Below are 12,122 nucleotides of genomic sequence, written 5' to 3'. Positions count from 1 at the left end.
CGGCCCGCAGCGCGTCCCGCTCGGCCGTGAGCTCGCCGATCCGCTCGTCGTCGCCGTCCAGTTCCAGGAGCCGCGCGGCCCCCTGCTCGGCCCAGGTCAGCACGGCGGCCGTGCCTTCGCCGGCCTCGCCGTACTTGCGGATCAGCGCGGTGAGCGCGGCACGCCGCTCCTCGACCGCGGCGAGCCGCAGCGGGTCCGCGTCGAGGTCGTCGGCGTAGCCCGCCAGCTCCCCCGCCACGTCGCCCAGCAGGATCCCGATCTCCCCGATGCGGCCGGCCAGCGCGCCGAGGGCCGCGTCGTGGGACCGTACGGCCTCCAGGGCCCGGTGCGCGCCCGCGACGAGCGTCGTGGCGTCGATGCCCTCCGGGTCCTCGGGGTTGCCCGCGAGGGCGGCGTGCGCGACCGTGGCGGCCGACGCGAGCGCCTCCGCGTGCCCGAGCCGCTCGGCCTCGGCCGCGAGCTCCACGTCCTCGCCCGCCCTGGGTTCCACCGCGGCGATCTCGTCGAGCCCGAAGCGCAGCATGTCGGCCTCCTGGGCGCGTTCCCGCGCACGGGTGGTGATCTGCTCCAGTTCGGTGGAGACGGCGCGCAGCCGCCGGTAGGCGCCCGCGTACTTCTCCAGGGGCACGGCGACCGCGTCGCCCGCGTACCGGTCGAGGGCCTGCCGCTGCCGGGACAGCTTGAGCAGCCCCTGCTGGTCGGTCTGGCCGTGCACGGCCACCAGGTCGTCGGCCAGCTCGGCCAGCAGCCCCACCGGCACGGAACGCCCGCCGAGGTGCGCGCGCGAGCGGCCCTCGGCGGAGACGGTACGGCTGATGAGCAGGGCCCCGTCCTCCAGCTCCGCACCGGCCTCCTCGGCCCGCAGGGCCGCCGCGGAGGCCGCGGGCACGGAGATCCGTCCCTCCACGACCGCGTTCTTCGCTCCGATCCGCACCAGGGCGGCGTCGGCGCGCCCGCCCAGGAGCAGGCCCAGGCTGGTGACCACCATCGTCTTGCCCGCGCCGGTCTCGCCGGTCACGGCGGTGAAGCCTGGCGACAGCTCGACAACCGCGTCGTCGATGACTCCGAGCGACCGTATCCGCATCTCCTCCAACACGGACATGACCATACGAGGTTTCTCCCGCCCGGCGCGACGCCGCCCCAGTCCCTGCACAAACGTCCAGGTATCCACGCTGCCCGAGGTCACTCCCGGCAGCCACCCCGTCCGGCCGAAATACCCGCCTTCTCCGTGAATGCGGTGCCCTCCGGCGCCCTCCCGGCGTCCTATCGGCGTCCTCTGGGCCCTCTCGGCCCTCCCTGCACGGAACTCCGCGCCGCGCGCATCCCGCGCGCGGCGCGACCCCGTGACGCGGCTCAGTTCGGGGCGCCCCGCCAGCCGGCCACCGGCAGGGCGAACTTGGCGACGAGCCGGTCGGTGAACGAGGCGTGGTGCAACCGGGCCAGCCGTACCGGCACCGCCCCGCGCCGGACCTCCACCCGGGCGCCGGGCGGCAGCTCGACCGTGCGCCGGCCGTCGCACCACAGGACCCCGGGCGGGATGTGCGGCAGGATCTCCACGGCCAGCACCGAGTTCGGCGAGGTCACCAGCGGCTTGGCGAACAGGGCGTGCGCGCTGATCGGCACCATGAGCAGCGCCTCGACCTCCGGCCACACCACGGGACCGCCCGCGGAGAAGGCGTACGCCGTCGACCCGGTCGGCGTCGCGCAGACGATGCCGTCGCAGCCGAAGCCGGTCACGGGCCGCCCGTCGATCTCCAGGACGACCTCCAGGAGCTTCTCGGCCCCCGCCTTCTGCACGGCGGCCTCGTTGAGCGCCCAGTCCGTGTGCACGACGTCGCCGTTGCTGTGCACGACGACGTCGACGGTCATCCGCTCCTCGACCTCGTACGCCTTCGTCACCACCCGGTCGACGACCTTGTCGAGGTCGTCGCGCTCGGCCTCCGCGAGGAAGCCGACGCGCCCCAGGTTGACGCCGAGCATCGGCACCCCGGAGGCGCGGGCGAACTCGGCGCCGCGCAGCAGCGTGCCGTCCCCGCCGAGGACGATCAGCAGCTCGCATCCGTCGAGGCACTCCGGGGTCGCCTCCTCGACGAGTTCCACGGTCGGCGGCAGCGGCAGGTCGGCCGCCTCCGCCCGCAGGACCCGTACGCCGAGCCCGGAGCGCAGGAGCCCTTCGACGACGAGCTCGGCACTGCGGATGGCCGCGGGCCGTCCGGTGTGGGCGAGCAGGAAAACAGTTCGAGATCGGGTGTCGGTCAACGCGGCCCCTCCGCCACTGCACGGTCGATGTCGGCCGGGTCCGGTGCGGGTGCCCCGGCACGCAGCCACAGAAAGTACTCGACGTTCCCCGCGGGTCCGGGCAGCGGACTCGCCGTCACACCCGCCACCCCGAGCCCCAGTTCCCCCGCCTGCCGGGCCACGCCGCGCACGGCGTCCGCCCGCAGCTCGGGGCTGCGGACGACCCCGCCGCTCCCCAGCCGTTCCCTGCCCACCTCGAACTGCGGCTTGACCATCATCACCAGGTCGGCACCGGGCGCCGCGCACCGCACGAGGGCGGGCAGCACCAGGCCGAGCGGGATGAAGGACAAGTCGCCGACGACAAGATCCACCGGCTCTCCATCGATCGCCTCCAACGTCAACTCGCGTACGTTCGTACGGTCCTTGACGGTGACGCGTTCATCGCTCCGCAGAGACCACGCCAACTGCCCGTAGCCGACGTCCACGGCGAGCACCCGCGCGGCGCCCGCGCGCAGCAGCACATCGGTGAAGCCGCCGGTCGAGGCCCCGGCGTCCAGGGCCCGCCGGCCCTCGACCACCAGGCCGAGCGGCATGAAGACCGCCAGCGCCCCGGCCAGCTTGTGGCCGCCGCGCGAGACGTAGTCCGGGTCGTCGTCGTCCTTCGCGACCAGGATCGGGGCCGCGGTCTCCACCTGGGTGGCGGGCTTGGTCGCGAGGTTCCTGCCGACGGTGACCCGCCCGGCGGCGATCAGCTGTCCGGCGTGCTCGCGCGAGCGTGCGAGCTTGCGCCGGACCAGTTCGGCGTCGAGGCGGCGTCGTGCCACTCCTGCCACGTTCGGTTCAGCTCCTGTTGTTCGCGTTGTTCGGACCCGGAGGCACCGGAGGTCCCTGGCGGGCGTCGAGCGCGGTGAGCGCGTCGCGCAGCCCCCGGTGCACATCCTCGTACACCTCCGCGTGGCCGTCCGTGGCGAGGTGGTCCGCGTCGGCCAGCCGGCCGAGCAGACCGTCGACCCCGGCGTCCCCCGTGGGCGTGCGCGGCACGTACAGCGGGGCGGGGGCGGCCGGATAGGAGCCGGACTGATCGAGGGCTGACGGGTCGAGGGCTGACAGGTCGTGCTCCGGCCGGCCGCCGGACGCGACCGCGTCGCCCGCCTCGGTGCGGAAGGGTTCCGAGGTGCGGAAGGGTTCCGAACCGTCGGATTCCGCCCGGAATCCGGTCTCCGGTCCGGCCATGGACTCGCTCATGCCCCGACGCTACCCCGAAGCACTGCGGTACCGTCGATCACGATGGCGACCACACAGGAGTGCCGCAGCGCGCTCGACACACTCTCGGACAACATGGCGGGCGCGGACGGCGACATACGGAGCGCGGCCGCCCTGGACCGCTCCCTGAGCTGCCACATCACCGACCTCGACGTCACCTTCGTCGGCCGGCTCCGGGACGGCCGGATCGTGGTGCTCGACACGGTCGAGGGCCCGCCGCCCGGGAAGGCGGAGATCCGGCTCGCCATGACCGGCGACGACCTGGTCGCGATGGTCGGCGGCGAGCTGCACTTCGCCAAGGCGTGGGGCTCGGGCCGGGTCAAGCTGGAGGCGGGCCTGCGGGACCTGATGCGCCTCAGAAAACTGCTCTGACGCCACCCGGTCCCTTCACTTTCACCTCTTTTCGGCTCCCCGCCCGGCTACCCCTCGGTGACGGCCGCGGACACGGCGGCCGTACGGGACTTCCGCGCCGCCGGCACCACCAGCGGCGTACCCGTCTCCGGGTCCTCGATGACCTGGCAGCGCAGTCCGAAGACCTCCTCGACCAGCTCGGCCGTGACGATGTCCGCCGGCGCCCCCTGCGCGATCACCGCCCCGTCGCGCAGGGCGATCAGATGGGTGGCGTACCGCGCGGCGTGGTTGAGGTCGTGCAGCACGGCGACCAGGGTCCGGCCCCGCTCCTCGTGCAGTTCGGCGCACAGGTCCAGCACGTCGATCTGGTGCTGGATGTCGAGGAAGGTCGTCGGCTCGTCGAGCAGCAGCAGCGGGGTCTGCTGGGCGAGCGCCATGGCGATCCACACGCGCTGGCGCTGCCCCCCGGAGAGCTCGTCGACGTACCGGTCCGCGAGCTCGGCGACCCCGGTCGAGGCCATCGACTCGCGCACGATCCGCTCGTCCTCGGCCGACCACTGGCGCAGCAGGCCCTGGTGCGGATAGCGGCCGCGCCCCACCAGGTCGCCGACCGTGATCCCGTCGGGCGCGATCGACGACTGCGGGAGCAGCCCGAGCGTCCTCGCCACCTTCTTCGCGGGCATCGACTGGATGACGTGCCCGTCGAGCAGCACCCGGCCCCGCTGCGGCTTGAGCATGCGGGACAGCGCGCGCAGCAGCGTGGACTTGCCGCAGGCGTTGGGGCCGACGATCACCGTGAAGGAGTTGTCCGGTATCCCGACCGACAGCTCTTCGGCGATGACCCGCTGGTCGTAGGCGAGGGTGACGTTCTCGGCGGACAGGCGGTCCACGGCGCTCCTTCGGGTGGTCGTGTCCGGCCTGGTGGTCGTGTCCGGCCTGGTGGTCGTGTGCGGCCTGGTGGTCGTGTGCGGCCTGGTGGTCGTGTCCGGCCCGTAGCCGGAGCCCCTACCCGTACTCGTACTCGTACTGTCGGCGGCGTTCATATCCGGCCCGCCTTCCGTTCGGTGACCAGCAGCCACAGCAGGTAGACGCCGCCGAGGACCCCGGTCACCACGCCGACGGGCAGCTGGTCGGCCCCGAAGGCCCGCTGCGAGGCCCAGTCCGCGACGACCAGGAGGGTGGCGCCCATGCACATCGCCGGTACCAGGTTGGGCCCCGGGGAGCGGGTGAGGCGCCGGGCGAGCTGCGGCGCGGTGAGCGCGACGAAGCCGACCGGGCCCGCGGCGGCCGTGGCGGACGCGGTGAGCAGCACGGCGGCCACCATCAGCACCAGCCGCGTCCGCTCCACCCGCACCCCGAGCGCGTACGCCACGTCGTCGCCCATCTCCAGCGTCCGCAGGGCGCGCGCGTTGCCGAGGACCAGCGGTACCAGGACGGCGCACAGGCCGAGCAGCGGCCACACCTGGGACCAGTCGCGGCCGTTGAGGGAGCCGGTCATCCAGACGACGGCGCGGGTCGCGTCGACGAGGTCGGCCTTGGTGATCAGATAGCCGTTGACGGCCGTGACGATCGCGGAGACACCGATACCGACCAGGACCAGCCGGTAACCGTGCACGCCCTTCTTCCAGGCGAGCACATAGATGGCCAGACCGGTCACGAAACCGCCGGCCAGCGCCCCCACCGTCACCTGGGTCGCGCTCCCGGAGAACAGCACGATCATCACGAGCGCGCCGGCCGTCGAGCCCTGTCCGAGACCGAGCACGTCGGGGCTGCCCAGCGGATTGCGGGAGACGGCCTGGAAGAGCGCGCCGCCGAGTCCGAGCGCGGCACCGACCAGGAGCCCCACCAGGACGCGCGGCAGCCGCAGCTCGTTGACGATGAACTCCTGGCCCGCGTCACCGTCGCCGAGCAGCGTCCTCAGGACGTCGCCGGCGGGGATCGGGAAGTCGCCGGTGCCGATGAGCACGACGCTCGCGGTGAGCGCCGCCACCAGCAGGAGGACGACGACCGCGGACGCGCGGACGTCGACACGGACCGACAGCCCGCCGCCGGTACGGACCGTGCGGGCCCGGAAGCCCCGTCCGGCCTTGTCGTGTGGGGCCTTGTCGCGTAGGGCCTTGTCGTGTGGGGCCTTCACAGCTGCGCCGTCCTCCGCCGTCGTACGAGAAAGATGAAGACCGGACCGCCGAGGACCGCGGTGACGATGCCGACCTGGAGCTCCGCGGGCCGCGCGACCAGCCGCCCCACGACGTCGGCGCCGAGCAGCAGCACCGGCGACAGCACGGTGGCGTACGGCAGGATCCAGCGCAGGTCGGGTCCGGTGAAGGAGCGGACGACGTGCGGGACCATCAGCCCCACGAAGACGATCGGCCCGCAGGCGGCGGTCGCGGCCCCGCTCAGCACGGTGGCGGCGGCCATGGACAGCGCGCGGGTGCGGTTCAGGTGCGCCCCCAGCGCCCGGGCGGTGTCGTCGCCCATGGCCATCGCGTTGAGCGGCCGGGCGAGCGCCAGCGCGAGGAGCGTCCCGGCGGCCAGGAACGGCAGTACCTGCCAGATGATGGAGTCGGTGGCGGAGGCCAGCGAACCGACCGTCCAGAAGCGCATCCTGCCCAGCGCCGCCTCGTCCATGATCATCACGGCTTGGAGGTAGCCGTAGAGCGCGGCGCTGATGGCGGTGCCGGCCAGCGCGAGCCGCACGGGCGTCGCGCCCCGGCTGCCGCCGAGGAAGTAGACCAGCGCCCCGACGGCGGCCGCGCCGCCGAAGGCGAACCACACGTAGCCGTTCAGCGAGGTGACACCGAAGAAGGTGATCGCCGTGACGACCGCGGCGGACGCCCCCGCGTTGATGCCGAGCAGTCCGGGGTCGGCGAGCGGGTTGCGGGTGAGCGCCTGGAGCACGGCCCCGGCGAGTCCCAGCGCGGCTCCGACGAGCAGCCCGAGGACCGTACGCGAGAGCCGCTCGCCCACCACGACGTCCCCGTACGTGCCCGAGTCCTCGAACAGGCCGTGCCAGACCTGCTCCAGGGACAGCTCTTTCGCACCGACGGCGATGCTCGCCACGGCGACGAGCACCAGCACGGCGAGGGACAGGAGGAGCCCTGCGGTCCGTATCGCCCGGCGGTTCGGGGGCGCGGGGGCGGTCTCCGCGCGCAGTTCGGGGGGACTGTCGACCAACACGCAGTTAGGTTAGCCTAAGTTACGAGCGGGTCCAGTCCGCACGAGTGGTGACCTGCGAGGCGTTCGTTCCCCGAATCCGCAGCCCCTCCCGTGTCGGAGCTCCAGCCGTGTCAGAGCCCCAGCCGGGCCAGCGCCTTGCTGCCGTCCAGTTCGCACGTCCCGTCCCCGGCCGCCGTCCAGGCGGCGGCGCACAGCGCGCGCAGCCCGTCCATCGGTTCGCCCGCACCGTCCAGTTCCAGCTCCCCGGCGCCGGCCGTCGCGGTGTAGCCCCCGCACCGGAATCCGCCGTCCGCCCCGACGACCTCGGGCTGCCCGGTGAGCAGCCCCCGCAGGTCGGCGTCGACGTAGGTCGGCCGGTGCTGCGGCGGCGCGGCGAGGAGCTGCGCCCCGTCGGTCACCCCGGTCAGCACGAGAAGCGAGTCCACCTCGCCGTTGAACGCCCCCTCGATGTCCGTGTCCAGCCGGTCCCCGACGACCAGCGGCCGCTCGGCCCCGGTCCGCAGGATCGTCTCGCGGTGCATCGGCGGCAGCGGCTTGCCCGCCACCTGCGGCTCGGCGCCCGTGGCGATCCGTACGACCTCCACCGCCGCCCCGTTGCCCGGGGCGATGCCGCGCGCACCGGGAATCGTCAGGTCGGTGTTGGACGCGAACCACGGCACCCCGCGCGAGATGGCGTAGCAGGCCTCCGCGAAGCGCCCCCACGGCAGGTCGGGCCCGCCGAAGCCCTGCACGACCGCCGTCGGCTCGTCGTCGGCCGACTCGACCGGCTCCAGCCCGCGCTCGCGCAGCGCGACCCGCAGCCCCTCCCCGCCGATCACCAGCACGCGCGCCCCCCGCGGCAGCTGCTCGCCGATCAGCCGGGCCACCGCCTGGGCCGAGGTGATGACCTCCTGCGCCTGCGTCGGTATGCCCAGCTCCGTGAGGTGCTCCGCCACGCTGTCGGGCGTCCGCAGCGCGTTGTTCGTGACGTACGCGAGACGCATCCCGCCCGTGTGGGCCGTGCCCAGCGACTCGACGGCGTACGCGATGGCCTGCCCGCCCGCGTACACCACCCCGTCCAGGTCGAGCAGCGCCGTGTCGTACGCCTCGTTCAGGGTCCGGTCACTGCCGGCAGGGCGCGTCCTCGCGGTCTGGCTCATTACGCATCGCTCCTCGTTCGATCCCTTTCCCCGATCATCTCCCATGCCACGGGCACACTTACGATGCATCAATGAACACTGCAGGTACCGCGGACGTACCGGCACGCACGGGCCTTGACCTCACCCCGTTCCGGGGCCTGCGCTACGACCCCGACCGGGTCGGCAGCCTGTCCGCCGTCACATCCCCGCCGTACGACGTGGTCGTACGGCCCGACGGCCTGCTCCACCTCGAATCGGCGGACCCGCACAACATCGTCCGTCTGATCCTGCCGCAGGCCACCACACCCGGCACCCGCAACGACCAGGCTGCGGCCACCCTGCGCCGCTGGATCTCCGAGGGCGTCCTGAGAATCGACCCCGAACCGGCCCTGTACGTCTACGAGCAGCTGGACGACGAGGGGATGGTCCAGCGGGGCGTCATCGGGGCTCTGCGGCTGTCGGAGCCGTCCGAGGGCGTGGTGCTGCCGCACGAGGACGTCATGCCGCATGTCGTCGCGGACCGCGCGGCCCTGATGCGGGCCACCTCCGCGAACCTCGAACCCCTGCTGCTGACCTACCGGGGCGACGGCTCCGCCTCCGGTGCGACGGCCGTCATCGAGCGCACCGCCGCGCGCCCGCCGCTGTTCTCCACCACCACGGAGGACGGCTTCAGCCACCGTCTGTGGGCCGTCACCGACCCGGCCGACCTCACCGAGGTGCGCACGGACCTGGCCGGCCGCCAGGCGCTCATCGCGGACGGCCACCACCGCTGGGCGACCTGTCTGCGGCTCCGCGCGGAGCACCCCTCCCCCAGCCCCTGGGACCACGGTCTGGTGCTCCTGGTCGACACCGCCCGCCATCCGCTCCGCGTCCGCGCGATCCACCGTCTCCTGCACCAGCTCCCGGTGCAGAAGGCACTCGCCGCCCTGGGCGACTCCTTCCGCATACGCTCCGTCGACGGACCCCTGCCCGGGGCACTCTCGGCGCTCTCCGCGGCGGCGGCCGAGGGGAACGCCTTCCTCCTGGCGGGCGACGGCACCTTCCACCTGGTCGACCGCCCCTCGCCCGACCTCCTCGCCCGGACGGTCCCGGCGGACCGCCCGGAGGCATGGCGCACCCTGGACGCGACCGTCCTGCACGCCGCGCTCCTCGACCACGTCTGGCGGATCCCGGACGTCCCGGAGCACATCGCGTACATCCACGACACGGCCGCCACGGTCGCCAAGGCGGAGCGCGACGGCGGCACGGCCGTCCTGATGCACCCGGTCCGCGAGGAGGTCGTACGCGACCTCGCGAGCCAGGGCGTCACGATGCCCCGCAAGTCGACGTCCTTCGGCCCGAAGCCGGCGTCGGGCCTGGTGCTGCGGACGCTCGACCACTGACCCCTCCGGCACGGCAACGCAAACGGGCGGGACCCCGTCGGGGATCCCGCCCGTGCGCTGTCACCACTCCCGGTGGACTCAGCCCTTCAGACCGCCGGTGTCCTCGTCCTCGCCTTCGTCCGCATCCTCGTTCTCGTCCTCGTCCTCGTCCTCGTCCTCGGTCGCGCCCCGGTGCTCGGTGACATCGTCCTCGGCGACCTCGATGGTCCCGTCCCCGATCCGGTCCTCGTCGAGCGCGTCCGTGAACTCGACGCCGTCGAGCTCCGCCAGCCGGTCGGAGGCGTCGGTGCTGCCGTCCTTGTCGGACTCGACGGCCTTGGCGAACCACTCGCGTGCCTCACCCTCACGTCCGGCCGCGAGCAACGCGTCGGCGTACGCGTACCGCAGGCGCGGGGTCCAGGGCTGGACGGAGTGGGAGGCCAGCTCGGGGCTCTGGAGCGTGACGATGGCCGCGTCGAGCTGGCCCATGTCCCGCCGCGCACCGGCCGCCACGAGCCGCATCTCGACCTGGCCGGCCTTGTCGAGCTTCTGCACCTCGGGGGCCCCGGCCATGTCGAGCGCCTTCTCGGGACGTCCCAGACCGCGCTCGCAGTCCGCCATCACCGGCCACAGGTCCACGGTGCCGGTCATACGCCGCGCGGCGCGGAACTCGGCGAGCGCCTCGCTGTACTTCTGGTTCGCGTACGCGGCGAAGCCCGCCGCCTCCCGGACCGCGGCGACACGCGACGCGAGACGCAGGGCGACCCTGGAGTAGCCGTACGCACCCTCGGGGTCCTCGTCGATGAGCCGGGCGACCATCACCAGGTTCCTGGAGACGTCCTCGGCGAGTCCCTTCGGCAGGCTCATCAGCTCCTGACGCACGTCCTTGTCGATCTCCTCGCCCGTGACGTCGTCCGGGATCGGCAGCCGCTTGATCGGCTCACGGTCACGGTCCCGCTCGTCGCGGAAGCGGCCACCGCCGCGGCGGTCGTCGCCACGGTCGTCCCGACCGCGGAAGCCGCCGCCGGGACGGCCACGGCTGTCGTCGCGGCGCGGTCCGCCACGGCCACGGTCGTCGCGCCCACGGAATCCGCCACCACCACGGTTGTCATCACGACGGAAGCCGCCACGGTTGTCGTCCCGCCTGTCGTCACGCCGGTCATCGCGACGGTCGTCACGCCTGTCGTCGCGGCGGAAAGGCGGACGGTCGCTGTCACGCCGCGGGCCACCGCGCTCGTCGTCACGGCGGAACGCCGGACGCTCACCGCCACGGCTGTCGTCACGCCGGAAGCCGCCACCCCGGTTGTCGTCGCGGCGGAACGCCGGACGCTCACCGCCCCGACTGTCGTCACGACGGAAACCACCACGGTCATCGCGACGCTCATACCCGCCACGGTTGTCATCACGACGGTCATCGCGCCTGTCATCGCGCCTGTCATCACGACGGTCGTCGCGCCGGTCGTCACGCCTGTCATCACGACGGTCGTCGCGGCGGAAAGGCGGACGGTCACCGTCACGCCGCGGACCACTCCGGTCACGGTCGTCACGCCGGAAGCCGCCACCCCGGTTGTCGTCGCGGCGGAACGCCGGACGCTCTCCGCCACGACTGTCGTCACGACGGAAACCACCACGATCGTCGCGACGCTCATAACAGCCACGGTTGTCATCACGCCGGTCATCGCGCCGGTCGTCACGCCGGTCGTCGCGGCGGAAGGGCGGACGGTCGCTGTCACGCCGCGGACCACCACGCTCGTCGTCACGGCGGAACGCCGGACGGTCGCCACCACGGCTGTCGTCACGACGGAAACCGCCACGATCATCGCGACGCTCATAACTACCACGGTTGTCATCACGACGGTCGTCACGCCGGAACGCCGGACGGTCACCGTCACGCCGCGGACCACCACGGTCACGGTCATCACGGCGAAACGGCGGACGGCTGCCACCACGACTGTCGCCACCACGACTGTCGCCACCACGGCTGTCGCCACCACGGTCGTCACGGCGGAAGCCACCACGGTCGCCACCGCCACGGTTGTCGTCACGACGGTCGTCACGGCGATCGTCGCGCCTGAAGGGCGGACGTCCGCCGTCACGCCGGCCGGCCCCGCCTCGGTCGTTGTCACGGCCAGGGCCCCCGCGGTAGCCGCCGCGGTCACCACTGTCCCGGCGTCGCTGATCGCGCTCCGGTCGCTCGTCGGGAGAGTTGGTGGACATGGGTGACTCCTGTCATCGGTACCGCAAGTCATTCTCGCGCAGCCGAGTACCCGGCGCGCTTCGGGAAAACAAAAAAGGACCTCTGGTCCCAGCGAGTCGCTGGGACCAGAGGTCCTCCAAAAATTGTTCGGCGGCGTCCTACTCTCCCACAGGGTCCCCCCTGCAGTACCATCGGCGCTGTAAGGCTTAGCTTCCGGGTTCGGAATGTAACCGGGCGTTTCCCTCACGCTATGACCACCGAAACCCTTTCAGACACTCCACCAAAGGTGGAGCTGTGAACGGGCAGCGAACAAGCACACTATTCAATTGATTAGTGGAACTGTTCAGCCAGCACAACCGTTCGTTGTCTGGGAACTACACAGTGGACGCGAGCAACTGAGGACAAGCCCTCGGCCTA

The 12,122-nt window shown here is 72.6% G+C and carries 11 protein-coding genes, 1 rRNA gene and 1 pseudogene; 2 read left to right on the top strand and 11 right to left on the bottom strand.

Annotated elements, in window-relative coordinates:
• The 4 genes from HO151_RS03745 to HO151_RS03730 form a co-directional block, all read right to left on the bottom strand.
• Positions 1-1,108 (bottom strand): AAA family ATPase (locus HO151_RS03745; RefSeq protein ID WP_173894683.1); only part of this gene is annotated, 1,108 nt, incomplete at its 3' end.
• A 245-nt stretch (positions 1,109-1,353) separates the two neighbouring features.
• A complete protein-coding gene (locus HO151_RS03740) occupies positions 1,354-2,259 on the bottom strand; it encodes an NAD kinase (RefSeq protein ID WP_173894682.1) in 906 nt (301 codons plus the stop codon).
• Positions 2,256-3,071, bottom strand: a complete 816-nt coding sequence (locus HO151_RS03735; RefSeq protein ID WP_173894681.1) for a TlyA family RNA methyltransferase — start codon at positions 3,069-3,071, stop codon at positions 2,256-2,258. The genes HO151_RS03740 and HO151_RS03735 overlap by 4 nt, the downstream gene beginning before the upstream one ends.
• Before the next feature lie 7 nt (positions 3,072-3,078).
• Positions 3,079-3,348: a hypothetical protein gene (locus tag HO151_RS03730; RefSeq protein WP_173894684.1), complete on the bottom strand. Its 270-nt coding sequence runs from the start codon at positions 3,346-3,348 to the stop codon at positions 3,079-3,081.
• Between the two features lie 177 nt (positions 3,349-3,525).
• Here HO151_RS03730 and HO151_RS03725 point away from each other — a divergent pair, with 177 nt between their 5' ends.
• Positions 3,526-3,873, top strand: a complete 348-nt coding sequence (locus tag HO151_RS03725) for an SCP2 sterol-binding domain-containing protein (RefSeq protein ID WP_173894680.1) — start codon at positions 3,526-3,528, stop codon at positions 3,871-3,873.
• A gap of 47 nt (positions 3,874-3,920) precedes the next feature.
• Here the strand turns inward: HO151_RS03725 and HO151_RS03720 are convergent, their stop codons facing one another.
• The 4 genes from HO151_RS03720 to HO151_RS03705 form a co-directional block, all read right to left on the bottom strand.
• Entirely contained in the window at positions 3,921-4,742 is an 822-nt protein-coding gene (locus tag HO151_RS03720) for an ABC transporter ATP-binding protein (protein ID WP_173894679.1), read from the bottom strand.
• Between the two features lie 149 nt (positions 4,743-4,891).
• The gene (locus tag HO151_RS03715; RefSeq protein WP_217422834.1) at positions 4,892-5,893 is read right to left on the bottom strand and encodes an iron chelate uptake ABC transporter family permease subunit; all 1,002 of its coding nucleotides are present in this window, start codon (positions 5,891-5,893) and stop codon (positions 4,892-4,894) included.
• Between the two features lie 92 nt (positions 5,894-5,985).
• Positions 5,986-7,029, bottom strand: a complete 1,044-nt coding sequence (locus tag HO151_RS03710; RefSeq protein ID WP_173894677.1) for an iron ABC transporter permease — start codon at positions 7,027-7,029, stop codon at positions 5,986-5,988.
• 110 nt (positions 7,030-7,139) lie between these two features.
• Complete coding sequence (locus HO151_RS03705; RefSeq protein ID WP_173894676.1) at positions 7,140-8,168, bottom strand: HAD hydrolase-like protein; 1,029 nt, start codon at positions 8,166-8,168, stop codon at positions 7,140-7,142.
• 71 nt (positions 8,169-8,239) lie between these two features.
• Here HO151_RS03705 and HO151_RS03700 point away from each other — a divergent pair, with 71 nt between their 5' ends.
• Entirely contained in the window at positions 8,240-9,529 is a 1,290-nt protein-coding gene (locus HO151_RS03700) for a DUF1015 domain-containing protein (RefSeq protein WP_173894675.1), read from the top strand.
• A gap of 78 nt (positions 9,530-9,607) precedes the next feature.
• On the opposite strand, the gene HO151_RS07005 is transcribed toward HO151_RS03700, so the two are convergent.
• The 3 genes and pseudogenes from HO151_RS07005 to rrf form a co-directional block, all read right to left on the bottom strand.
• Positions 9,608-10,435 carry a tetratricopeptide repeat protein gene (locus HO151_RS07005; protein ID WP_217422832.1) on the bottom strand — a complete coding sequence of 276 codons (828 nt, stop codon included), beginning with the start codon at positions 10,433-10,435 and terminating at the stop codon, positions 9,608-9,610.
• Positions 10,436-10,984: 549 nt separating this feature from the next.
• Positions 10,985-11,689: pseudogene (locus HO151_RS07590) on the bottom strand (hypothetical protein); the annotation flags it as partial.
• Positions 11,690-11,850: 161 nt separating this feature from the next.
• Positions 11,851-11,967: ribosomal RNA gene (gene rrf, locus HO151_RS03690) — 5S ribosomal RNA — on the bottom strand.
• Positions 11,968-12,122 lie beyond the last annotated feature (155 nt).

The organism is Streptomyces sp. 8P21H-1 (genome assembly GCF_013302945.1).
This window is presented reverse-complemented; position numbering and strand designations above follow the sequence as displayed.

Bases quoted from the DNA above. Each gene is read 5' to 3' on its own strand.
- HO151_RS03725 (WP_173894680.1), top strand. From the start codon at position 3,526: ATGGCGACCACACAGGAGTGCCGCAGCGCGCTCGACACACTCTCGGAC.
- HO151_RS03705 (WP_173894676.1), bottom strand. From the start codon at position 8,168: ATGAGCCAGACCGCGAGGACGCGCCCTGCCGGCAGTGACCGGACCCTG.
- HO151_RS03700 (WP_173894675.1), top strand. From the start codon at position 8,240: ATGAACACTGCAGGTACCGCGGACGTACCGGCACGCACGGGCCTTGAC.